The following is a 20,306-nucleotide window of genomic DNA, read 5'->3' as shown; positions in this document are numbered from 1 at the left end:
CCGCGTTACCGCAAGTTACTGCGTCTATGGCGGCCCGATCAGGTCCCAGCGATTGCCAAACGGGTCGCGCCAGACCGCGACGCTGCCATAGGGTTCGTGGCGCGGGGTTTCCTCGAACTCCACCCCGGCGGCCAGCATCGCGGCATGGTCGCGGGCGAAATCGTCCGTTTCCAGGAAGAGGAAGACCCTTCCGCCCGCCTGGTTGCCGATGGCGGCCAGCTGCTCTGCTCCCTCGGCCCTGGCCAGCACCAGCCGCGTCCCGCCGCCAGGAGGCTCGATCACGATCCAGCGCTTGCGGCCCTGGTCCAGATCCTCGACCAGCCGGAAGCCCAGTTGGCCCACATAGAATGCGAGCCCCGCCTCATAATCGGGCACGACAAGCGCGATGGCCAGGATGCGGGCGGCCACCTGCTAGCGGGTGTCGGGCAGGCTGATCCGCGCAACCTGTTCGGCGATCGGGTCGACCGACAGCGGGTGCAGGTCCGCCGCATGGCTGGCGGGGTTGCCCATCGCCACCCATTCCCCGCCCTTGTAGATTTCCAGCGCCGAGAAGCCTGCCTTGTAGCCCATCTTGCGGCTGCCCGGCACCCAGTAGCCGAGGTAGACGTAGGGCAGCCCTGCCTCGCGCGCGATGGCGACATGATCAAGGATGACATAGGTGCCCAGGCTCATGTCGGTCAGCGCCGGGTCGTAGAAGCTGTAGACCATGCTGAGGCCATCATCGAAGACATCGGTCAGGCAGACGGCCGAAAGCTGGCGCCCGCGTTCGCCGTCATCGGCAGAGCGGGTATATTCGATGACCCGGCTCTTGATCGGCGTCTCCTCGATCATTGCGGCGAATTCGAAGATATCCATGTCGGCCATGCCGCCATCGGCGTGGCGGTCGTCGAGGTAGCGACGGAACAGCGTGAACTGATCTTCCGTGGCCCAGGGGCTCGTCGCGTTGCGCCGAAGCATCGCGCCCCGTTTCAGGATGCGCTTCTGCGTGCGCGAGGGCTGGAAGTCCGCCACCCGGATGCGCGCCGAGAGACAGGCCGAACATTCCGCGCAGGAGGGACGGTAGAGCACGTTCTGGCTGCGCCGGAATCCCTGCTTGGACAGCGTGTCATTCAGCTTCTGCGCATGTTCCCCCTGCAACGCGGTAAACAGCTTCCGCTCCATCCGCCCCGGCAGGTAGGGGCAGGCTTGCGGCGCCGTCACGTAGAACTGGGGCGTCAGGGGAAGGGAATGGCGCATCTGCGTTGAAAAGGATCTGGATTGGGCAGGAGCCTAGCAAGGCAAAATGCTTCCGCCAAGGGTCGTGTGCGCCAGAAATGAAAACCCGCCCGTGCGGGGGCGCGGGCGGGTCAGGGAGCATCGGCACCGGGATCAGTATTCGCCCGGTCGCGCCCCCGGTTCGGGTTTCGTTTCGGTCGCGGCCTCGGCGGCATCCTGCGCGGCGGTGGCGCGGGCACGCTCGTCCATGAAGCTGTCGAACTCGGACTTGTCCTTCGAGCTGCGCAACCGTTGCAGGAAGGCTTCGAACGCCTCCTGCTCTTCCTCCAGCCGACGCAGCGCCTGCGCCTTGTAGTCGTCGAAGGCGCGGTTGCCGGTCGGCTGGCCCGCGCGCATCGCGTGGCGGCCCCAGGCATGGTGGTGGTCATGGTGGCGGCGGTGGCCGCAGGAACGTGCGAACATCTGTTTTCCCCAGATCATGTAGGCCAGAAGGGCAAGCCCCACGGGCCAGAAGATGATGAAGCCCAAGACCATGGCGGCGATCCAGGCCCATTTGCCGCGCTGGTCCAGCCAGGCTTCGGAACGGCGGAAGGCGGTGCGGATCCCGCCAGGCCGGGCGGTGTCGGTCGTCGTGTACATCGGCGGGTCTCCATTTGATGTGAATGTTCTTCACATGACGGAAGATGGAGCATGCCCGGCCCTCACGCAAGTGGGCATGTGAAGTATTTTCACATATCGCAGGGACCGGCGCCTTTCCGCCTAGCCGGTGAAGGCGGCAGGGGCCGCGCCCGTGGCCCGGAGCAGCGCCTCGGGATGCACCTGGAACATATGGCGAGGCGTGCCCGCCGCGGCCCAGACCTCGGCAAAGTCCAGAAGCCGCGGGTCCAGGAAGGCGGGCAGGGGCGTCAGATGCCCGAGCGGCGCGACCCCACCGATGGCAAAGCCCGTCACCCGCCGCACCACCTCCACTTCTGCACGCGACAGCGTCTCTCCCGCCAGCGCTGCTGCCTTGGCGGGGTCCACCCGGTTGCCGCCCGCAGTCAGGAACAGGTAAAGCTGTCCGCTCTCGCCCTGGAACAGGACCGACTTGACGATCTGGTCGACCGCAACCCCCGCCTCCGCTGCCGCTGCTTCGGCGGTCCGGATTTCGCCCTTTGCCTCGATCGGAGCCGACGCGATACCGGCCGCCTGCAACGCCGCCACCACCCGGGCCAATGACTTCGACATCTCGCCTCCTCTTGTCGCGCCGACCCAACCATCCCGGCCCTCCCCGGTCAATCCGTTGAAACGGTTGACCCTTCCGTCCCGCCGCAGCAAGGTCGCGCCATGACCCTTGCCGCCCGCATCACCCGCCTGCCCATCGCCTTCGACCCCGCCGCCGCCGCGGACTTGCGCGCCGACCTTCCCGGCTTCGCGCCCGGGGTGATGGACCTGATGGCCGCCACCGCCGGGTGCAGCCCCTACCTGCGCGGGTTGATGCTGCGCGAGGCCGACTGGCTGCGCGAGGCGGTGGAGGCACCGGAAGCCGCCCTCGCCACCACCCTCTCCGCCGCCGATACCCTCACCGTCGAGGCCTTGCCCCTTGCGCTAAGGCAAGCCAAGCGCCGCATCGCCCTTCTCGCCGCGCTCTGCGACCTTGGCGGGGTCTGGCCGCTGGAAACCGTGACCGGCGCCCTTACCGCGCTTGCCGACAAGGCCGTCCACCTCTCCCTCACCACCCTTGTCGCCGAGGAAATCCGCCGCGGCAAACTTCCCGGCGCCAGGCCCGAGGACGCCGCCACCGCTGGGGGCATCGTGGCGCTCGCCATGGGCAAGATGGGGGCAGGGGAGCTCAACTATTCCTCCGACATCGACCTGATCTGCCTTTTCGACGAAACCCGCTACCCCGGCGAGGAACAGGAGGCCCGCGCGAGCTTCATCAAGGTCACGCGGCGGATGACCGCGATCCTGTCCGACGCGACCGACGGCTATGTCTTCCGCTCCGACCTGCGCCTGCGCCCCGATGCCTCCGTCACCCCGGTCTGCCTCTCGATGGCCGCCGCCGAGGCCTATTACGAGGCCGAGGGCCGCACCTGGGAACGCGCCGCCTATATCAAGGCCCGGCCCTGTGGCGGCGACCTGGCGGCGGGCGACCGCTTCCTGAAGACCCTCACCCCCTTCGTCTGGCGCAAGCACCTCGACTTCGTCGCGATCCAGGACGCCCACGACATGCGGCTCCGCATCCGCGACCACCGGGGCCTGCACGGGCCGATCACGGTCGAGGGGCACAACATGAAACTCGGGGCCGGGGGGATCCGCGAGATCGAATTCTTCACCCAGACCCGGCAACTCATCGCCGGGGGCCGCGACCCTGGCTTGCGCGACCGGACCACCGTCGGCGGGCTGGCCGCTCTGGCCGCGAAAAGCTGGATTCCGCCCGAAGTGGCCGGGGACCTGACCACCCTCTACCGCGCTCACCGCGAGGTGGAACACCGGCTCCAGATGGTGAACGACGCCCAGACCCATTCGATGCCGACCAGCCCCGAAGGCGTCGCCCGCATCGCCGCCTTCTGCGGGCAGGACGAGGCCACATTCCGCCACGGGATTCTCGACCGGCTCGCCGCGACCGACCGGCTGACCGAGGGCTTCTTCTCGCCTTCCGAGGTCGAAGACGGCCCGCAGCTCTCCGACGCCGCGCGCGAGATCACCAAGGGCTGGGAAAGCTATCCCGCACTCCGCTCCGACCGCGCCCAGACGATCTTCCGTAGGCTCCGGCCCCGACTCCTGAAGGAACTCGCCAAGGCCGCCAACCCGGACGAGGCGCTGGTGGCGTTGGACGGCTTCCTGGCCGGGCTGCCCGCAGGCGTGCAGATCTTCGCGCTGTTCGAGGCGAACCCGACGCTGGTCGAGCTGATCGTCGACATCGCCGGATCGGCCCCCGCTCTGGCCCGCTACCTCTCGCGCAATGCCTCCGTCCTCGACGGCGTGATCGGCGGCAGCTTCTGGGGCGACTGGCCGGGAGTGGCGGCCCTGCGCACGGAACTCGCGGCGCGCCTCGTCCCCGCCCCGGACTACGAGGGCCGCCTCGACATGGCCCGCCGCTGGATGAAGGAATGGCACTTCCGCATCGGCGTCCACCACCTGCGCGGGCTGATCGACGGGTTCGAAGCCGGGAAGCACTATGCCGATCTGGCCGAGGCGGTGGTCCAGGTGATCTGGGCCGAAGTCACTGCCGACTTCGCCAGAAAGCATGGGGCAATGCCGGGCCGTGGGGCTGTGTTGATCGGCATGGGCTCGATGGGCGCCGCGCGGCTGAACGCGGGCTCCGACCTCGACCTGATCGTGATCTACGACGATCAGGGGGTCGAAGGCTCGGACGGCCCGCGCCCGCTGGCGACCCGCCCCTACTATTCGCGGCTCACGCAGGCGCTTGTCACCGCTCTTACCGCCCAGATGCCGGAAGGGCGGCTCTACGAGGTCGACATGCGGCTCCGCCCCTCCGGTCGCGCCGGTCCGGTGGCGACGAGCCTTGGGAGCTTCACCACCTATCAGGAGAGCGAGGCCTGGACCTGGGAACACCTCGCCCTGACCCGTGCCCGCGCGCTGGCGGGCGAGCCGACTCTCGCGGGCGAGGTCGAGGCCTTCCGGCGCGGGTTGCTCGTCGCGAAAGGGCAGGGCGCGCGGGTGAAACCGGACGTGGCCGAGATGCGCGCCCGTCTTCAAGCCGCTAAACCGGCGCAAGGGGCGTGGGATGCGAAGAACGGCGCGGGCCGGATCATGGACATCGAGCTTGCCGCCCAGACCTGCGCTTTGATCGCGGGCAGCCCCGCCCGCAGCGTCGAACGCCAGATCGCGGCGGGAGCAGGCCGGATTCTGCCGGTTTCCGACGCGCAGACCCTCGCTTCCGCCTACAGGCTCCTGTGGCAGCTGCACGCCGCGGCGCGGCTTCTGAGCGAGCGCGCGCTGGACTGGGAAAGCTTGGGCGAAGGCGGTCGCGCCTTCATCCTGCGCGAGACCGGGGCGGCGGATGCGGTCGCGCTTGCGGCCGATCTGGCGCAGGCGGTGACAGGGGCAGAGGCCGCCGTGATGCGGCTGGTGGGGAAGGCCGATGGGGAGACGGGCGATGGAACTGGCTGAGGCCGACCCGAAGGGGCTGGTGCGGGAAAGCTACCGGATCGAGGGGATCACCCCCGGCGAATGCCGGTCGATCTTCATGGACTGGGCGCTGTCGATCCCGGTCGGGCGCCCGGTCGCCGATGCCGTGCGGGTGCTGATCGCAACCTATGCGCTACCCGACCCCGGCCACCCGATGTCCACCGTCCTGCAACAGGCCCTCACCGAACCCCAGGCCCCGCGCCGCCGGGGCGGGCGGATCGGGCGGCAGGGCCTGACTGGCTAAAGGCTGCGGGGCAGGGCGGCCGCCTCGCGCGCAAGCGCGGTGATCGCCGCCCAGTCGCCCTTCGCCATCGCCTCCTTCGGCGCGACCCAACTGCCGCCGACGCAGAGGACGTTCTTCAGGGCCAGGTAATCCGGCGCGATCTTCAGGCTGATCCCGCCGGTCGGGCAGAAGCTGACCTGCGGAATCGGCGAGCCGATGGACTTGAGGTAAGCCGCGCCGCCCGCCTGCTCCGCCGGGAAGAACTTCTGCACCGTATAGCCCTTCTCCAGCAGCGCCATGATCTCCGACGCGGTGGCAGCCCCCGGCAACAGCGGCAGGCCCTCGTCCTCGCAAGCCGCGATGATCCGCTCCGTCGCGCCCGGCGATACCCCGAACCGCGCCCCCGCCGCCTTCGCCGCCTTTACATCCGCCGGTGTCAGCAGCGTGCCCGCCCCGACGATCCCTCCCGGCACCTCCGCCATCGCCCGGATCGCATCGAGCGCGCAGGCCGTGCGCAGCGTCACCTCCAGCGCGGGCAAACCGCCCGCCACCAGCGCTTCGGCGAGCGGTTTCGCATGAGAAAGATCGTCGATCACCAGCACGGGGACGACGGGGGCAAGGCGGCAGATCTTCGCGGCTTCGCTGGATTGCTGGGCGGGGTTCATGGTCAGGCTCCTTCAGGCCCCGGCGTCGGGGAAGTGGATGCTGCGGGAGCCTCCGGCGGGGATATTTGCACCAGTATGAAAGCGCAAGGGCGGCGCTGACCCCCCACCTCGGGCCCGTTTCCGGGAGGAGGCAGGGGGCCTTTCACACTGGACGGTCATCGGCGTCCCCGCCTGTACTGTATCCAGAAGATGCACCACCATTCCTTTCATACTGGTTAAAATATCCCCGCCGGAGGCAGCGACGGTCGGCCCCGGGCACACGGCCCGAAGTTTAAAGAACCAGCGCCGCCCCTGTATCGGCGGGGCCGGCATGGCGGCGGAAGGCGGCGAACAACTCGCGCCCGATCCCGTGTTCGTTGGCGGAGAGGTCGGCGACTATAGGCGCGCGGGCATCGAAATCGGGGGCCAGCACCGTCAGCGTCCCCGCCACCGCATCCAGCCGCACCATATCCCCGTCGCGGAGCCGCGCCAGAGGTCCACCGGCGGCAGCTTCGGGCGTGACATGGATCGCCGCCGGGACTTTGCCGCTTGCGCCCGACATCCGGCCATCCGTCACCAGCGCCACTTTCAGGCCCCGGTCCTGCAACACCGAGAGCGTGGGCGTCAGCGAATGCAGCTCCGGCATCCCGTTCGCCTGCGGCCCCTGGAAGCGCACCACCACCACGGTATCCGCCGTGAACTCCCCCGCCCGGAACGCCGCCTTCACCGCGTCCTGCGACGGAAACACCCGTGCGGGCGCCTCGATCACATGCCGCTCCGGCGCCACCGCCGAGACCTTGATCACTCCGCGCCCAAGGTTGCCCGACAGAAGCTTCAGCCCCCCTTGCGCCGCGAAAGGCTCCGCCGCCGGGCGCACTATCCTGTCGTTCAGGCTGCGCTCCGGCCCCGCACGCCAGCCGAGCCGCCCGCCCTCCAGCACCGGCTCCTGCCGGTAGGCGGCCAGCCCGTCGCCCGCAATCGTCTTCGCATCGCCATGCAGCAAGCCCGCATCCAGCAACTGCCCGATCAGGAACTGCAACCCTCCCGCCGCGTGGAAATGGTTCACGTCGGCGAGCCCGTTCGGATAGACCTTCGCCATCAGCGGCACCGCCTCCGACAAATCCGCGAAATCCTGCAAGTCGAGCAGCACCCCCGACGCCCGCGCCATGGCGGGCAGGTGCAGCACAAGGTTCGTCGACCCCCCCGTCGCCATCAGCCCGACGATGCCGTTCACATAGGCCCGCTCGTCCAGGATCTCGCCCGCCGGGCGGAAATCGTTCCCCAGCGCGGTGATCGCCGCCGCCCGCTCCACCGCCGCCACCGTCAGCGCCTCGCGCAAGGGCGTGCCGGGGTTCACGAAACTCGCCCCCGGCAGGTGCAGGCCCATGAACTCCATCAGCATCTGGTTGGTGTTGGCCGTGCCGTAGAAGGTGCAGGTCCCCGGCCCGTGATAGCTCGCCATCTCCGCCGCCATCAGCTCTTCCCGCGTCGCCCGCCCCTCGGCCCAGGCGTTCCTGACCCTGCTCTTCTCGTCGTTCGGGATGCCGCTCGTCATCGGCCCTGCCGGCACGAAGACCGCAGGCACATGGCCGAATGTCGCCGCCGCCATCACCAGGCCGGGCACGATCTTGTCGCAGACGCCCAGATACAGCGCCGCATCGAAGCAGTCGTGGCTCAGCGCCACCCCCGCCGCCAGGGCGATCACGTCGCGGGAGAAGAGCGACAGCTCCATCCCCGGTTGTCCTTGCGTGACCCCGTCGCACATCGCCGGGACCCCGCCCGCCACCTGCACCGTCACCCCCGCTTTCGCCGCAGCTGCCCGGATCAGCTCCGGGTAGCGCTCATAGGGCTGGTGCGCCGACAGCATGTCGTTATAGGCCGTCACGATCCCCAGGTTCGCCACCTTCGCCTCGGCCAGCGCCCCCTTCGCCTCGCCCATCGCCGCATAGGCATGGGCCTGGTTGCCGCAGCTCAGATGCGCGCGCACCGGGCCTTTCGCCACCGCCTTACCCATCCGCTCCAGATACTGCCCGCGCGAGGTTTCGGACCGCGCGCGGATCCGGTCGGTGACGCGGGCGATGGTCGGGTGAAGGGGCATGGCGTCCTCCGGCTTGCTGGCTGGGCTCGGGGCCCCCTATACCATTCACTGTTAGCGCTAACAACCACCATTCGGCATCCCGTGCGGCCCCGTCGGGCGGTCAGAACGGGAATTGGCGCCGGTCGCGCAACCATCGGCACGGGAAGGGCCGAGGGCTGGCCGAATCTTTACCGCCCGCGGCCCAAAAGCCAACCGACTTCCTCACCTCGCCAGGCCGGGGCAGGGTGGTCGGGTATTCCGCGCTGCCGCGCCACCCCTTCCGCGTTGCGCCCCGCCACTGCATCGGCGACACTTCCCCATCAGTGATGGAGCCCCGCCATGCGTCTTGCCCTCCCCGTCCTTTCGACCGCCCTCCTCCTTGGCGCCCCGCTTGCCCAAGCTCAGGACGCCACCACCGCGCTTCCCGGCGATGCTGCTATGGGAATCATGTTCAACACCTCGATCAGCCTGAACCTGCCGCTGGTCGGGTCGGACCGTGCCGCGCGGCAGGCCGAGGAGGATGCCCATCGCCGCGACCTCTACGCGCGTTCGGTCGATGAATGCCGGGTGCTGCTCGACAGCATCGCGAAAAGCTGCGTCATCACGGGGATCAGCGTCTCGACCCAGACCAACAGCAACCCCGGCCAGCCTGACTACCTTTATGTCTCGTCGAACATCGCCATGCAGGTCGAGTTGAAGTAACCTTCCGGGCGGACGCGAAAGCGGCTATGCGGGGGCCCTGACCAAGGCCGGAAGGGGACCCGCATGACTTCGACCGATGACGCCGCCGCACCCCGCGCCCATCCGGTCGTGCGCCTGAAACCAAAGGCCGAGGCGCGGGCGATCCGCCACGGCTTTCCTTGGGTCTATGCCGACGAACTGGTGACCGACCGGCGCACGCAAGCGCTGGCCTCCGGCGCGCTGGCGGTGCTGGAGGATGGCGAGCGGCGCCCCCTGGGCCTCGTCACCGTCAACGTGAAATCGAAGATCATCGCCCGGATGCTGGACCGCGACCCCGAAGCGGTGATCAACCGGGACTGGTTTGCCACGCGGCTGGCGAAGGCGCTCGCCCACCGCGCCCGGCTCTATCCGCAGCCCTTCTACCGCCTCGTCCATGCCGAATCCGATGGCCTCCCCGGCGTGGTGATCGACCGCTTCGGCGAGGTCGCCGTGGTCCAGCCCAACGCCGCCTGGGCCGAGGCGGCGCTCGCCGATCTGGTGGCAGCGCTGGTCGCAGTGACGGGCGTCGCGACGGTGATCAAGAACGGCTCCGGCCGGGCGCGTGGCCTTGAAGGCCTGACCGAGGAGATTGCCGTCGTCCACGGAAACGCGCCGACCGCCCCGATCCCGGTGCCGATGAACGGCGCCACCTACATGGCCGACCTGATGGGCGGCCAGAAGACCGGCCTCTTCTTCGACCAGCGCGAGAACCACGCCTTCGCCGCCCGGCTGGCCCAAGGGGCGAAGGTTCTGGATGTCTTCAGCCATGTCGGCGGTTTCGCTCTGGCCGCTCTTGCGGGCGGCGCGGTCTCGGCGCTGGCCGTCGATGCCTCCGCTCCGGCGCTGGTGCTGGCGGGGCAGGGGGCAAAGGCCTCCGGTTTCGCCGACCGCTTCGCCACCCGGCAGGGTGACGCCTTCGAGGTGCTGGAGGCTTTGGGTCAGGAAAGCGCGCGCTTCGATGTGGTGATCTGCGACCCGCCCGCCTTCGCGCCAGCGAAACCCGCGCTGGAGGCGGGCCTGCGCGCCTATGAACGCATCGCCCGCCTGGCCGCGCCCCTCGTCGCGCCGGGAGGCTATCTGGTGCTCTGTTCCTGCTCCCATGCCGCCGACCTGCCAGCCTTCCGTAACGCCAGCGCCCGCGGCATCGGGCGCGGAGGACGGCGCGGCCAGATCATCCACACCGGCTTTGCCGGCCCCGACCATCCGGTCCTGCCGCAACTGGCCGAATCCTCCTATCTCAAGGCGCTGGCCTTCCGGCTGGACGGATGAAGGCAGTCCTCGACGCCTGCGTCCTTTACCCCACCGTCCTGCGCGAAATCCTGCAAGGCGCGGCTGAGGCGGGCCTCTACCAGCCGGTCTTCTCCGACCGCATCCTGCGCGAATGGGTGCTGGCGACCGCCAAGCTCGGCCCCGCCGCCCCGGCGATTGCCGAGGGAGAGGCCGCAACGCTTCGCGCCAGCTTCCCGCGCGGCCTGATCCGCGAACAGCCGCCGATCGAGGCCCGCCTCCTCCTCCCCGATCCGAACGACCGCCACGTCCTCGCCACCGCCATCGCCAGCGGCGCCGACGCGATCGTCACCTTCAACGCGCAGGACTTCCCCGGCCACATCCTCGCCGCCGAAGGCGTGACCCGCCGTGATCCCGACGGCTTCCTGTGGGAACTTCACTCGCGCCACCCCGAGGCGATGACCGGGATCGTCGAAACCGTGCGCGCCAAGGCCGAGGCGATCTCCGGCCAGCCCGTCGCGCTGAAACCCCTCCTGAAACGCGCGCGGCTTTACCGGCTGGCGAAGGCGATGGGCCTCTAGAATCCAAATTCCCTAAGCAAGGAATTTCCCCCTCACCCCACCCACCGCGCCTCGTTCGCCTCGATGGCGGCGATCCGCTCCTCGACATGCGGATGGCTCAGAAGCCAGGCCGGAATCCCCTCGGCATGGCCCTGCGTCAGCGCGCCCAGCTTCCGGAAGAGCGACTTCTGCGGTTCCGTCCCGATCCCCGCCTTGATCAGCAGCGCCGTCGCATAAGCATCCGCCTCGAACTCGTCCCGCCGCGACAGCCTTGCCATCAGCGCGGTCGAGATCAGGTTGGCGATCCAGACCCCGATGAAGGGCAGGAACCGGCTCAGCAGCGCCGAGAGCATCACGAAGACTGCGTTCTGCCCGGTGAAGTCGATCATCCGCCGCCGCATGTGCCCCTGCGCCACATGGCCCATCTCATGCGCGATCACCGTCGCCAACTCCTCTGCCGTCACCTCGCCGCGCGCTTTGCGGTTCAGGAAGCCGCGTGTCAGGAAGATCCGCCCGTCCGGTGCCGCCAGCCCGTTGACCGGCTCCACCTCGAACACCCGCACCTTGATCTCCGGGATCCCCATCGCCGCTGCCATCCGGTCGGCCAGCCGGGTGATCGAGGGATCGGTCAGGGGGACCGAGCGTTCGTCCAGCAGCTTCCGTGTGCGCCAGACCGAAAAGCGCATCATCAGGAAGGCGTAGACGACGACAAGGATCAGCGGCAGAAGCTTGGTCATGGCCCGGATATAGTCAACCGTCGCCTTCGCGCAACGCTGCCTGTCCCGCGGTCGAGCTGAAAAGCCAGTAGCCCAGCGCCAGCACCGCTCCCGCCCCGCCGATCATTCCCAGGGCCGAGCCGATCGCCTGGCTCGCCGCCTCGATATTGCCCGCAAAGCCATAGCCGGTGCCCACGTAAAGCCCCGCCCAGACCGCTTCGCCCGCGACCCCGGCCGCCGTGAAGCGCGGCCAGCCATAACACGTGCTCCCGGCAATCAGGTTGACGTAGGGCCCCAGCGGACTGACCAGCCAGCGCGAGAAGAATACCGCCAGCACCCCGCGCCGGTCCATCATCGCATCAGCCCGCGCCAGCAGCTTGTCCCGCGCCGGGTCGCGCCTGAGCCGCGACAGCACCGTCGCGCCAAAGCCGCGCCCGGCCCAGTAGCCCAGCTGGTCCCCTGCGATCCCGCCCGCCGCCGCCGCGCCGAATGCCTGCCAGAGCACCAGATCCCCCGCCGCGGCAAAGCCCCCGGCGGTCAGCATCAGGATCGAGGCCGGAAAGGGCAGGGCCAGGCAGGACAGGAAGGTGGTCGCGGCCAAGAGCCACAGCCCATACTGCGGCACCAGCCCCAGAAGCCAGTCGGTCATGGCGACTCGCCTCCACGGTCGTCCTTGCCGTCATGCGCCGCGTCCCGCTCCGCGCGAAGCTCTGCCACCGCCGCCTCGACCGTTGCGATCACTTCGGACACCGGCACACCCCGTTCCGCGGCGATCTCGGACAAGGGCTGCGGGCGGCCCTTCACCTCGGGCAGGGGCAGTCCTGCCCGCGCATCGATCTCGCGCCCGTCCAGCCCCCAGGACCGCGCCACATAGCCCACCGTCATCCAGCCCTGCACCGGAATCTCGCGGTGGCTGGCCCAGTAGACGGTGTAGACAGCGAACCGCCCCGTGAAGAACAGCGTCACCGCGCAAGCGAGGAGGAAGGCCGAGGTCAGCACCGGCCGCGCCTTCCACAGCAAAAGCATCCGCCTCATCGCAACTCCTTCACCCCCCGCGCCAGCCCGTCCAGCGTCATCGGCACCATCCGGTCTTCGAAAATCTCCCGGAGTAGCGCGGTCGAGCGGCTATGTCCCCAGGCCCGCTCCTCCACCGGGTTGATCCACAGATGATGCGGCCACTGCGCCCTTATCCGTCGCAGCCAGACTTCGCCCGCCTCGCGGTTCCAGTGCTCGTTCGCCCCGCCCGGATGCGTCACCTCATAGGGCGACATCGCCGCATCTCCCACCAGGATCAGCCGCCAGTCCGGCCCGTAGGTGCGGATCACGTCCCAGGTCGGGGTCTGGTGATCCCACCGCCGCCGGTTGTCGCGCCAGAGGCCCTCGTAGACACAGTTGTGGAAGTAGAAGACCTCCAGATGCCGGAACTCGGCCTTGGCGGCGGTGAACAGTTCCTCCATCACCCGGACATGGGGGTCCATCGAGCCGCCGATGTCCAGAAGCAGCAGCACCTTCACCGCGTTCCGCCGCTCTGCCCTTGTCTGCACGTCGAGCCACCCCTGCGCCGCGGTCGCGCGGATCGTGCCGTCCAGGTCCAGTTCCTCCGCCGCGCCCTCCCGCGCCCAGCGGCGCAAGCGGCGCAGCGCCAGCTTCATCGTCCGCGTGCCGATCTCGGCATCGCCGTCCAGATTGCGGAACTCGCGCCGGTCCCAGACCTTCACGGCCCGCTGGTGACGGCTTTCCTCCTGTCCGATCCGCACGCCCTCGGGGTTGTAACCATGGGCGCCGAAGGGCGAGGTTCCCGCCGTGCCGATCCATTTCGATCCGCCCTGATGCCGCCCCTTCTGCTCGGCGAGCCTTTGCCGCAGGGTTTCCATCAGCTTGTCGAACCCGCCAAGCGCCTGGATCGCCTCCCGTTCCTCTGCGCTGAGAAATCGTTCGGCCAGCTTCTCCAGCCAGTCGCGCGGCAGGTCCAGCGCCGCCAGTACCTGATCCGCCGTCACGCCCTCCAGCCCGGCAAACGCCCGAGCGAAGGCGCGGTCGAACCGGTCGATGTGGCGTTCGTCCTTGACCAGCGTCAGCCGGGCGAGATGATAGAATCCCTCCGGGTCATAAATGACCAGCCCCGCCGCCATCGCCTCCAGAAAGCCCAGGAATTCCCGCAGGGAAACCGGCACGCCTTCTTCCCGCAGGGTCTGGAAGAACGGCAGGAACATGGCCTACCCGCGCAGCATGCGGTCGAGGTAGATGGTGATGAAGAGGCCGATCAGCCCAAGGATGATCGCATGGGCTGCCGCATAAAGCAGGATGTCCGCCAGCCTGCCGCCGCGCGCCTTCGCCCGCAAACCCCCGCCAATCGCCCCCAGAAGAAGACCGCCGATCACGAACATTGCGCCCCATTTCCGGGGCGCGCATCCGGCCCCTCAGCCCTTCGTCGCCCGGTCCGCCACCGCCGCGATATCGCGCATCCGGGCCTTGACCACGCTGTCAGGGCCGAAGCCATACCGCGCCCATGCTTCGCTGTCCATGCGCAGCGCCGCCGCAGCCGTCGGGTTGCCCAGGCTCTCCAGCGCCTCGGCCTTGATCAGCATCAGCGTCGCCAGGAGCGCCGCGTTCTGGTGCCGCTTCACCACCGGCATTGCCCGGTCTGTCAGCCTTGCCGCCTCCTCGGCCAGCCCCCCGGCCAGCGCCATGGCGGCCAGTTGCATGTCGATATGGGCCAGCTGCAATTCACCCCCCGGCAGGCGGGCATAGATCGACGCCGCCTGGTCGAAGGCATCGAGCGCGCGCTCCGGCTCCGATCCCGCCAGCAGGCGGCCGACGGCGAAATGGCTGAAGGCCAGCCGCCCGTCCTGCCAGCCGGACGCCTGCGCGATGGCCAGCGCCCGCTCCGCTGCCGCCTTCCGGGTGGCAAGCGGCCCGGTCTTGCCAAGCGCCGTCTCGATCGCATGGGTCCAGTCGGACGGATTGCCCGGCCCGACGGCGGCTGCCGTGCCCAGCCGCGCGGCAACCTCCTCGCGGCTCATCCCGCTGGCAAGCGCGGGAGAGTAGGTCATCCGCAGGATGTCCATGTCGAAATCGGTCAGCACGGAATGGAAGTTGTCGTCGTTGAAGACGCTGTTCGACAGCCGGTAAAGATCGTTCAGCGGCCCCAGCGCCTGCGCCAGCTCCTCGTGCAGGCAGTCGCGCACTTCCTGCGGGCTTGTGTCGGCGGGAATGAAGATCGCCGCCGTCTCGCGCCGGGTGACGGCGGCCCAGTCCACCGCGTCCGATCCGCGCTGGCGCCGGTAGTCGGCCAGCGAGGACACGTTCGGCACCACGAAACAGGCCGCCGTCGGCGCCAGCCGACGCAGTTCCGCGCGCGAGGCGAATTCCACCGTGATCGTCGCCGGGCCGGAGGCGGGCGAGATGTCGATCCCCGCCTCGGACCTGAGCCTTGCGATCAGCGCGGCCAGATCCTTCGCGGCGGTCGACGGGGCAGGCCCCCGCATCGCCACCGTGACCGGCCCCTCGAACCGGCTGAACGTCTCCAGCGTGCGGCCGCTCTCCATCGCGAAGGTCAGGTCCATGAAGTCGCGCGTCAGCGACGATCCCGCCATCGGAGCCGCCAGCGCGCGCCAGGCATAGGGGTCGCCGAAACCCACGCCCACCTCGACCGGCGGGCGATTCTTCGACACCTGCGCAGGCGGGGCACAGGCGGCAAGCGCTGAAAGCGCGGCAAGGATCAGGGGCAGGCGCATCGCAGGACCAGTCCGGTAGGACCCCGGGCAGCTCAGGGGCAGCGCAAGTGTCCGGTTCCGGGGGCTTTGGAGTCAATTCAGGAAAAACCGCCGTTTTTCCGACCACTATCCCTCGCGGTTAAGGTGCCGCTTGTCGCAGGATGTATCCCTGACGCTCACGGAATATTACAAATCCAACACCACCTTTGCGCGCCCGGTCCGGGGCTGGATCGCCACTGACTGATTCGGCTTGCCAGAATCCTTCAAAAGAATTACCGATAAGAAATATAACCTATGAGAAATATAATGAACGATCCGCTCTCCCGCACCTTCCTCGCGCTGGCCGATCCCACCCGCCGCGCCATCCTCGCGCAGATCGCCGAAGGGGCGCTGTCGGTGAACGACATCGTCGCCGCCAACCATCTCTCGCAGCCCGGCATCTCCAAGCACCTGAAGGTGCTGGAGGAAGCGGGCCTCATCCGCCGCGAGCGGGTGGCGAAGACCCGCCCCGTGCATCTGGAACCCGAAGGCCTGAAGCGCGCCGGGGCCTGGATCGACCACTACCGTAAATACTGGGAGGGCGCCTTCGACCGCATGGACGCGCTCATCGCCCGCCTGAACGAGGAGGCCGCAAAGAATGGACGACAATAGCGCCAACGCGCTCCGCCTGACCCACCATTTCGCCGGTCCCCCGGCTCTGGTCTGGGCGATCTGGACAAGGCCAGACCTCATCCGCTCCTGGTTCGGCTCCTCCCACGGCTTCCGCGCCCATGACATCGCCGTGGACCTCCGCCCCGGCGGCAGCTGGTCCTTGCGCAACGTCAACGGCCCCGTCACCGAATACGTCTCCGGCACCTACCACGAGGTCGAGGCGCCCCGCCACCTGGTCTATTCCTACCACTTCCAGGGCACCGACTTCTTCTCCACCATCTCCGCCGACCTGACGCCCGAGGGCGAGGGCACAAGGCTCCACTTCCTGCAAACCGGCTTCCCCGATGCCGAGGCCCGCCTCGAACACGCCCGCGGCTGGCCCTATGCCCTCCGCGTCATGGGCGACGCGCTTCTTGCCATGCACGGCGTCGGCACCCTCTGGCCAAGCCTTCCCGAGAAGACCCACATCGACGGCGTGGCCCGCGACCTCGAAGCCGCCCGCGCCCGGCTGGAACAGGAGGCCGCAAGATGACCCACCCGAACCTCCTCGCGCTCGACCGCCATGTCGCCGCTGCCCCGGCCTTCGTCTTCACCCTCTGGTCGCATCCCGCGCTTGTCTCCGCCTGGTGGGGTCCCGAGGGCCTGCACCTTGCCACCTGCGAGATCGACTTCCGCCCCGGCGGCAACTGGCGCTTTGTCATGGCGCGCGACGGCGAAAGCCACCTGATCCAAGGCACCTATCACCAGATCATCCCCGAGGAACGCCTGATGTTCTCCTACCGCTTCCCCGAATTCGGTGTGCAGTCCATCGTGTCGCTGACTTTCACCCCGGAAGGGCAGGGCACCCGGATGCGCTTTCTGCAGACCGGCTTCCCGAACGACGAACACTTCACCGGCCACAAGGGCGGCTGGACCTCCACCCTCTCCATCCTCGAAGACCTGATCCTCAAGCTGAACGGCATCGGTTCGGTCTACCCGACACTCCCCCCCGCCAAACTCTCCGGCGTCGCCGAAGACCTGATGGAAGCCCGCCGCCGCCACGACGCCGAGGCTACCGCTGCCCCCGCGCCATGAAGGCCAGCCGCTCGAACAGCTGCACATCCTGCTCGTTCTTCAACAGCGCCCCGTGCAGCCGGGGCAGGGCGTTCCTTGCATCCCCGCGCAAGTCCTCGGGCGCCAGATCCTCGGCCAGCAGCAATCGAAGCCAGTCCAGCACCTCGCTGGTCGAGGGCTTCTTCTTCAGCCCCGGCACCTCGCGGATTTCATAGAACTGCGTCAAGGCGGCGGTCAGAAGCTGGGCCTTGATGTCGGGGAAATGCACGCGGACGATGGCGGCCAGCACCTCCGCATCGGGAAACCGGATGTAGTGGAAGAAGCAGCGCCGCAGGAAGGCGTCCGGCAGCTCCTTCTCGTTGTTCGAGGTGATGATCACCACCGGCCGGTGCCGCGCACGCACCATCTCTCCCGTCTCGTAGACGTGGAACTCCATCCGGTCCAGTTCCTGCAACAGGTCGTTCGGAAACTCGATGTCGGCCTTGTCGATCTCGTCGATCAGCAGCACGACCCGTTCCTCGGCCTCGAAGGCCTGCCACAGCTTGCCCTTGCGGATGTAATTCCGCACCTCATGCACCTGCGCCTCGCCCAGCTGGCTGTCGCGCAACCGGCTCACCGCATCGTATTCGTACAACCCCTGCTGCGCCTTGGTCGTCGACTTTACATGCCATTCGATCAGCGGCAGCCCAAGCGACATGGCCACCTGCCGCGCCAGTTCCGTCTTGCCGGTGCCGGGCTCGCCCTTGACCAGAAGGGGCCGCTGCAACGTGACCGCCGCGTTCACCGCCAGCGCCAGATCGTTGGACGCCACATAGCTTTCGGTCGAGGCGAATTTCATTGCACTTTCAACATTCTGTTTCCTGGCCTTTCACAAACCCTACCTGTGCCCAAATAATGTCGCAACCGCTAGTGACAATCCTTCGGCCATGGGATACACGCCCGCCCAACAGGAGCGCGCCATGACAGAAGCCCACCTGTCGGCAGGGTCCGGCGCGAAGGAGAGAGTTTCGATGAAGGCCGAAGTTTTCCTGCCCGACGATTACCGCCCCGCCGAGGACGAGCCGTTCATGAACGACCGGCAACTGGAATATTTCCGGCGGAAACTGCTGATCTGGAAGCAGGAGCTGCTCGACCAGTCTGCCGAGACCATCGATAGCCTGCAAGACAGCGCCCGCAACGTCCCCGACATCGCCGACCGCGCGTCCGAGGAAACCGACCGCGCGCTGGAACTGCGCACCCGCGACCGCCAGCGCAAGCTGGTCGCCAAGATCGACGCGGCGCTGCGCCGGATCGACAATGGCGAATTCGGCTATTGCGAAGTCTCGGGCGAGCCGATCAGCCTGAAACGGTTGGATGCGCGGCCCATCGCCACGATGACGCTGGAAGCGCAGGAAAAGCACGAACGCCGCGAGAAGGTGCATCGCGACGACTGACGCAGGAAAGGGGCCGGAGGTGTCCAGCCCGTCTGACAAACGCCTCTCCGGTGGCTGCTATTGCGGCGCGGTGGGCTACACGGTCGAAGACGCCTTCGACTATGCGCTCAACTGCCATTGCGGCAACTGCCGCCGCACCACCGGGTCGGCCTTCAAGCCGTTCGCAGGCATCCTGCGCGACAGGCTGGCTCTCACCCACGGTGCCGACCGCCTGATGGTCTACGGTGACGACCTCACCAACAACACCCACTGCGCCAGCTGCGGCTCGCTCCTCTATTCGGTGGTCCGCGAAGGCCAGTGGGTCCACGTCGCCATGGGCACGCTGATCGACACCCCCGCGATCCGCCCCACGGCGCATATCTTCGTCGGCTCCAAGGCGGCTTGGCATCACATCACCGACGACCTGCCGCAGTATCGGGAGTTTCCGACATGAGCCTGATCGGCCAGCCCGTCACCATCATCGGCGCAGGGGTTGCGGGGCTTGCCGCGGCGCGCGCGCTCGCCCTGCGCGGGGCCGCCGTCACCGTGCTGGAACAGGCCGACGCCATCCGCGAGGTCGGCGCAGGCCTGCAAATCTCGCCCAACGGGGCCGCAGTCCTGCGCGGGCTCGACCTGCAACAGGCGCTCGACGCCGCCTCGATGCGCGCCGATGCGGTGCAGCTGATCGACGGCCCCACCGGCGAGGGCGTGACCCGGCTTGACCTCGCGCGGCTCCGCCCCGGCCAAGGCTACCATTTCCTGCACCGCGCCGACCTGATCGACCTTCTGCTGACGGGCGCGACCGAAGCGGGCGTCACGCTTCGCCTGCTCTCCCGCGTTGCCGAGGTCGACCTTTCCGGTCCCGCGCCCGCCGTCACCCTGGAAACCGGCGAGCGGCTTGACACCTCGCTTCTGATCGGCGCCGACGGGCTGCATTCCTGCGTCCGCGCGGCGCTGAACGGGCCGGAGACGCCCTTCTTCACCCGTCAGGTCGCCTGGCGCGCCGTGATCCCCTGCGAGCCCGGCGCGGCCCCGGTGGCCGAGGTCCACATGGGCCCCGGTCGCCACCTCGTCAGCTATCCGCTGCGGGGTGGCACGCTCCGCAACATCGTTGCCATCGAGGAACGCGAGAAATGGGCCGAGGAAAGCTGGACGCTGCGTGACGATGCCATCACCCTCCGCGTCGCCTTCGAGGGCTTCTCCCCCCGCGTGCGCGGCTGGCTCGACCGGGTGGAGGACCCCTGGCTCTGGGGCCTCTTCCGCCACCAGGTTGCCGATGCTTGGGTGAAACCGATGGGGCAGGGCGGGGTGGCGATCCTCGGCGACGCCGCCCACCCGACGCTGCCCTTCCTCGCGCAGGGCGCTTCGATGGGCCTCGAAGACGCCTGGGTGCTGGCGCAGTCGCTGGCCACGCATGACACTCCTGCCGCCGCGCTTGCCGCCTACCAGTCGAAGCGCAAGCCCCGCACCAGCCGCATCGTCGCCGCTGCCAACGCCAATGCCCGCGCCTACCACCTGTCCGGCCTGCCAAGGATGATCGGCCACACCGGCCTCCGCCTCCTCGGCCGCCTGTCGCCCGGCACCATGCTCAGCCGCTTCGACTGGCTCTACGACCACGACGTGACCCGGTAGGTCGGGGTTTACCCCGACTCTGTCTTGGTGAAGCCCTCTTCTCCTCTAGAATGAACCGCAACACGTGAGGTTTGGAGGGGGGTTGCGATGAAGAGGCGGGGGCCGCATCGGGGGCCGGAGCGGGGTACTGTCCACAGGCCGGCCAGCGCGCCCATGATCGGCGTCGGCTGCGGTGCAGGCCGCGGCGCAAGCTGGTCGCGGGCGGGGCGTTGTGGCGCTTCGTCTGGCACCGGCTTGTCGCTTTCCGCTGGTCGCCCGAACAGATCGCCGCGACACTCCGTTCCATGCACCCCGATGACCCACAGGTTCGCGTCAGCCATGAGACC

General features: G+C 68.5%; 24 protein-coding genes. 11 read left to right on the top strand and 13 right to left on the bottom strand.

The annotated features are described in order from the left end of the window. Positions 1-24: 24 nt before the first annotated feature. From JNJ68_RS15625 to JNJ68_RS15610, 4 genes are all read right to left on the bottom strand, one after another. A complete protein-coding gene (locus tag JNJ68_RS15625) occupies positions 25-408 on the bottom strand; it encodes a VOC family protein (RefSeq protein ID WP_294983495.1) in 384 nt (127 codons plus the stop codon). A 3-nt stretch (positions 409-411) separates the two neighbouring features. Continuing rightward, a complete protein-coding gene (locus JNJ68_RS15620) occupies positions 412-1,236 on the bottom strand; it encodes an arginyltransferase (RefSeq protein ID WP_294983493.1) in 825 nt (274 codons plus the stop codon). 132 nt (positions 1,237-1,368) lie between these two features. Continuing rightward, positions 1,369-1,854 carry a DUF2852 domain-containing protein gene (locus JNJ68_RS15615; protein WP_294983491.1) on the bottom strand — a complete coding sequence of 162 codons (486 nt, stop codon included), beginning with the start codon at positions 1,852-1,854 and terminating at the stop codon, positions 1,369-1,371. A 120-nt stretch (positions 1,855-1,974) separates the two neighbouring features. Then, the gene (locus JNJ68_RS15610) at positions 1,975-2,442 is read right to left on the bottom strand and encodes a YbaK/EbsC family protein (RefSeq protein WP_294983489.1); all 468 of its coding nucleotides are present in this window, start codon (positions 2,440-2,442) and stop codon (positions 1,975-1,977) included. A gap of 99 nt (positions 2,443-2,541) precedes the next feature. Between JNJ68_RS15610 and JNJ68_RS15605 the strand changes: the two genes are divergently transcribed. Both JNJ68_RS15605 and JNJ68_RS15600 read left to right on the top strand, forming a co-directional pair. Continuing rightward, positions 2,542-5,331 carry a glutamine-synthetase adenylyltransferase gene (locus tag JNJ68_RS15605; protein ID WP_294983486.1) on the top strand — a complete coding sequence of 930 codons (2,790 nt, stop codon included), beginning with the start codon at positions 2,542-2,544 and terminating at the stop codon, positions 5,329-5,331. Then, a complete protein-coding gene (locus tag JNJ68_RS15600) occupies positions 5,318-5,593 on the top strand; it encodes a hypothetical protein (protein ID WP_294983485.1) in 276 nt (91 codons plus the stop codon). The genes JNJ68_RS15605 and JNJ68_RS15600 overlap by 14 nt, the downstream gene beginning before the upstream one ends. On the opposite strand, the gene JNJ68_RS15595 is transcribed toward JNJ68_RS15600, so the two are convergent. Both JNJ68_RS15595 and edd read right to left on the bottom strand, forming a co-directional pair. Next, complete coding sequence (locus JNJ68_RS15595; RefSeq protein ID WP_294983483.1) at positions 5,590-6,237, bottom strand: bifunctional 4-hydroxy-2-oxoglutarate aldolase/2-dehydro-3-deoxy-phosphogluconate aldolase; 648 nt, start codon at positions 6,235-6,237, stop codon at positions 5,590-5,592. The genes JNJ68_RS15600 and JNJ68_RS15595 overlap by 4 nt on opposite strands. Positions 6,238-6,508: 271 nt before the next feature. Continuing rightward, positions 6,509-8,314, bottom strand: coding sequence for a phosphogluconate dehydratase (gene edd, locus JNJ68_RS15590; RefSeq protein WP_294983481.1), 1,806 nt, complete (start codon positions 8,312-8,314; stop codon positions 6,509-6,511). 318 nt (positions 8,315-8,632) lie between these two features. Here edd and JNJ68_RS15585 point away from each other — a divergent pair, with 318 nt between their 5' ends. The 3 genes from JNJ68_RS15585 to JNJ68_RS15575 all read left to right on the top strand — a co-directional run bounded on the left by JNJ68_RS15585 (position 8,633) and on the right by JNJ68_RS15575 (position 10,821). Further along, positions 8,633-8,995, top strand: coding sequence for a hypothetical protein (locus JNJ68_RS15585; RefSeq protein WP_294983480.1), 363 nt, complete (start codon positions 8,633-8,635; stop codon positions 8,993-8,995). Between the two features lie 63 nt (positions 8,996-9,058). Then, on the top strand, positions 9,059-10,282 hold the full coding sequence (locus JNJ68_RS15580) for an RSP_2647 family RNA methyltransferase (RefSeq protein ID WP_294983479.1): 1,224 nt from the start codon (positions 9,059-9,061) through the stop codon (positions 10,280-10,282). Then, positions 10,279-10,821 carry an RSP_2648 family PIN domain-containing protein gene (locus JNJ68_RS15575; RefSeq protein WP_294983477.1) on the top strand — a complete coding sequence of 181 codons (543 nt, stop codon included), beginning with the start codon at positions 10,279-10,281 and terminating at the stop codon, positions 10,819-10,821. The genes JNJ68_RS15580 and JNJ68_RS15575 overlap by 4 nt, the downstream gene beginning before the upstream one ends. A gap of 32 nt (positions 10,822-10,853) precedes the next feature. Here the strand turns inward: JNJ68_RS15575 and JNJ68_RS15570 are convergent, their stop codons facing one another. From JNJ68_RS15570 to JNJ68_RS15545, 6 genes are read right to left on the bottom strand one after another with little or no spacing between them, the layout of a single operon-like run. Next, entirely contained in the window at positions 10,854-11,537 is a 684-nt protein-coding gene (locus JNJ68_RS15570; RefSeq protein WP_294983476.1) for a M48 family metallopeptidase, read from the bottom strand. Between the two features lie 13 nt (positions 11,538-11,550). Next, positions 11,551-12,165: a VTT domain-containing protein gene (locus JNJ68_RS15565; protein ID WP_294983475.1), complete on the bottom strand. Its 615-nt coding sequence runs from the start codon at positions 12,163-12,165 to the stop codon at positions 11,551-11,553. Continuing rightward, a complete protein-coding gene (locus tag JNJ68_RS15560; RefSeq protein ID WP_294983473.1) occupies positions 12,162-12,551 on the bottom strand; it encodes a hypothetical protein in 390 nt (129 codons plus the stop codon). Before JNJ68_RS15560 ends, JNJ68_RS15565 begins: the two co-directional genes overlap by 4 nt. Continuing rightward, entirely contained in the window at positions 12,548-13,729 is a 1,182-nt protein-coding gene (locus JNJ68_RS15555; RefSeq protein ID WP_294983472.1) for a VWA domain-containing protein, read from the bottom strand. The genes JNJ68_RS15560 and JNJ68_RS15555 overlap by 4 nt, the downstream gene beginning before the upstream one ends. A 3-nt stretch (positions 13,730-13,732) precedes the next feature. Beyond that, positions 13,733-13,903, bottom strand: coding sequence for a hypothetical protein (locus JNJ68_RS15550; protein ID WP_294983470.1), 171 nt, complete (start codon positions 13,901-13,903; stop codon positions 13,733-13,735). A 33-nt stretch (positions 13,904-13,936) separates the two neighbouring features. After that, entirely contained in the window at positions 13,937-15,253 is a 1,317-nt protein-coding gene (locus JNJ68_RS15545) for a DUF2927 domain-containing protein (RefSeq protein WP_294983469.1), read from the bottom strand. 285 nt (positions 15,254-15,538) lie between these two features. Between JNJ68_RS15545 and JNJ68_RS15540 the strand changes: the two genes are divergently transcribed. The 3 genes from JNJ68_RS15540 to JNJ68_RS15530 are packed head-to-tail and all read left to right on the top strand — an operon-like array spanning position 15,539 to position 16,957. Then, positions 15,539-15,883 (top strand): metalloregulator ArsR/SmtB family transcription factor, encoded by a 345-nt coding sequence (locus JNJ68_RS15540; protein WP_294983468.1) that lies wholly within the window; start codon positions 15,539-15,541, stop codon positions 15,881-15,883. After that, a complete protein-coding gene (locus JNJ68_RS15535) occupies positions 15,870-16,415 on the top strand; it encodes an SRPBCC domain-containing protein (protein WP_294983466.1) in 546 nt (181 codons plus the stop codon). Before JNJ68_RS15540 ends, JNJ68_RS15535 begins: the two co-directional genes overlap by 14 nt. Further along, positions 16,412-16,957, top strand: a complete 546-nt coding sequence (locus JNJ68_RS15530; protein ID WP_294983465.1) for an SRPBCC domain-containing protein — start codon at positions 16,412-16,414, stop codon at positions 16,955-16,957. The genes JNJ68_RS15535 and JNJ68_RS15530 overlap by 4 nt, the downstream gene beginning before the upstream one ends. Here JNJ68_RS15530 and JNJ68_RS15525 read toward each other — a convergent pair. Further along, positions 16,935-17,774, bottom strand: a complete 840-nt coding sequence (locus JNJ68_RS15525; RefSeq protein WP_294983463.1) for a MoxR family ATPase — start codon at positions 17,772-17,774, stop codon at positions 16,935-16,937. The two genes, JNJ68_RS15530 and JNJ68_RS15525, sit on opposite strands and share 23 nt — an antisense overlap. A 172-nt stretch (positions 17,775-17,946) precedes the next feature. On the opposite strand from JNJ68_RS15525, the gene dksA reads away from it, so the two are divergent. From dksA to JNJ68_RS15510, 3 genes are read left to right on the top strand one after another with little or no spacing between them, the layout of a single operon-like run. Further along, a complete protein-coding gene (gene dksA / locus JNJ68_RS15520) occupies positions 17,947-18,369 on the top strand; it encodes an RNA polymerase-binding protein DksA (RefSeq protein WP_294983529.1) in 423 nt (140 codons plus the stop codon). A gap of 19 nt (positions 18,370-18,388) precedes the next feature. Further along, the gene (locus JNJ68_RS15515) at positions 18,389-18,802 is read left to right on the top strand and encodes a GFA family protein (protein ID WP_294983462.1); all 414 of its coding nucleotides are present in this window, start codon (positions 18,389-18,391) and stop codon (positions 18,800-18,802) included. Further along, positions 18,799-19,980: an FAD-dependent monooxygenase gene (locus JNJ68_RS15510; RefSeq protein ID WP_294983460.1), complete on the top strand. Its 1,182-nt coding sequence runs from the start codon at positions 18,799-18,801 to the stop codon at positions 19,978-19,980. The genes JNJ68_RS15515 and JNJ68_RS15510 overlap by 4 nt, the downstream gene beginning before the upstream one ends. The last annotated feature ends 326 nt before the right edge of the window (positions 19,981-20,306 follow it).

Source organism: Tabrizicola sp., assembly GCF_016793705.1.
GTDB lineage: Bacteria > Pseudomonadota > Alphaproteobacteria > Rhodobacterales > Rhodobacteraceae > Tabrizicola.
The sequence above is the reverse complement of the archived record's forward strand: the minus strand, read 5'-3'. Positions and strand labels throughout refer to the sequence as shown.

What these genes read in the sequence shown, in the direction of transcription:
- JNJ68_RS15540 (WP_294983468.1), top strand. Translation starts at nt 15,539, where the DNA reads ATGAACGATCCGCTCTCCCGCACCTTCCTCGCGCTGGCCGATCCCACC.
- JNJ68_RS15600 (WP_294983485.1), top strand. Translation starts at nt 5,318, where the DNA reads ATGGAACTGGCTGAGGCCGACCCGAAGGGGCTGGTGCGGGAAAGCTAC.
- JNJ68_RS15595 (WP_294983483.1), bottom strand. Translation starts at nt 6,237, where the DNA reads ATGAACCCCGCCCAGCAATCCAGCGAAGCCGCGAAGATCTGCCGCCTT.
- JNJ68_RS15545 (WP_294983469.1), bottom strand. Translation starts at nt 15,253, where the DNA reads ATGCGCCTGCCCCTGATCCTTGCCGCGCTTTCAGCGCTTGCCGCCTGT.
- JNJ68_RS15610 (WP_294983489.1), bottom strand. Translation starts at nt 2,442, where the DNA reads ATGTCGAAGTCATTGGCCCGGGTGGTGGCGGCGTTGCAGGCGGCCGGT.
- JNJ68_RS15530 (WP_294983465.1), top strand. Translation starts at nt 16,412, where the DNA reads ATGACCCACCCGAACCTCCTCGCGCTCGACCGCCATGTCGCCGCTGCC.
- JNJ68_RS15570 (WP_294983476.1), bottom strand. Translation starts at nt 11,537, where the DNA reads ATGACCAAGCTTCTGCCGCTGATCCTTGTCGTCGTCTACGCCTTCCTG.
- JNJ68_RS15555 (WP_294983472.1), bottom strand. Translation starts at nt 13,729, where the DNA reads ATGTTCCTGCCGTTCTTCCAGACCCTGCGGGAAGAAGGCGTGCCGGTT.
- JNJ68_RS15580 (WP_294983479.1), top strand. Translation starts at nt 9,059, where the DNA reads ATGACTTCGACCGATGACGCCGCCGCACCCCGCGCCCATCCGGTCGTG.
- JNJ68_RS15560 (WP_294983473.1), bottom strand. Translation starts at nt 12,551, where the DNA reads ATGAGGCGGATGCTTTTGCTGTGGAAGGCGCGGCCGGTGCTGACCTCG.
- JNJ68_RS15620 (WP_294983493.1), bottom strand. Translation starts at nt 1,236, where the DNA reads ATGCGCCATTCCCTTCCCCTGACGCCCCAGTTCTACGTGACGGCGCCG.
- JNJ68_RS15535 (WP_294983466.1), top strand. Translation starts at nt 15,870, where the DNA reads ATGGACGACAATAGCGCCAACGCGCTCCGCCTGACCCACCATTTCGCC.
- JNJ68_RS15615 (WP_294983491.1), bottom strand. Translation starts at nt 1,854, where the DNA reads ATGTACACGACGACCGACACCGCCCGGCCTGGCGGGATCCGCACCGCC.
- dksA (WP_294983529.1), top strand. Translation starts at nt 17,947, where the DNA reads ATGAAGGCCGAAGTTTTCCTGCCCGACGATTACCGCCCCGCCGAGGAC.
- edd (WP_294983481.1), bottom strand. Translation starts at nt 8,314, where the DNA reads ATGCCCCTTCACCCGACCATCGCCCGCGTCACCGACCGGATCCGCGCG.
- JNJ68_RS15585 (WP_294983480.1), top strand. Translation starts at nt 8,633, where the DNA reads ATGCGTCTTGCCCTCCCCGTCCTTTCGACCGCCCTCCTCCTTGGCGCC.
- JNJ68_RS15565 (WP_294983475.1), bottom strand. Translation starts at nt 12,165, where the DNA reads ATGACCGACTGGCTTCTGGGGCTGGTGCCGCAGTATGGGCTGTGGCTC.
- JNJ68_RS15525 (WP_294983463.1), bottom strand. Translation starts at nt 17,774, where the DNA reads ATGAAATTCGCCTCGACCGAAAGCTATGTGGCGTCCAACGATCTGGCG.
- JNJ68_RS15510 (WP_294983460.1), top strand. Translation starts at nt 18,799, where the DNA reads ATGAGCCTGATCGGCCAGCCCGTCACCATCATCGGCGCAGGGGTTGCG.
- JNJ68_RS15550 (WP_294983470.1), bottom strand. Translation starts at nt 13,903, where the DNA reads ATGTTCGTGATCGGCGGTCTTCTTCTGGGGGCGATTGGCGGGGGTTTG.
- JNJ68_RS15575 (WP_294983477.1), top strand. Translation starts at nt 10,279, where the DNA reads ATGAAGGCAGTCCTCGACGCCTGCGTCCTTTACCCCACCGTCCTGCGC.
- JNJ68_RS15605 (WP_294983486.1), top strand. Translation starts at nt 2,542, where the DNA reads ATGACCCTTGCCGCCCGCATCACCCGCCTGCCCATCGCCTTCGACCCC.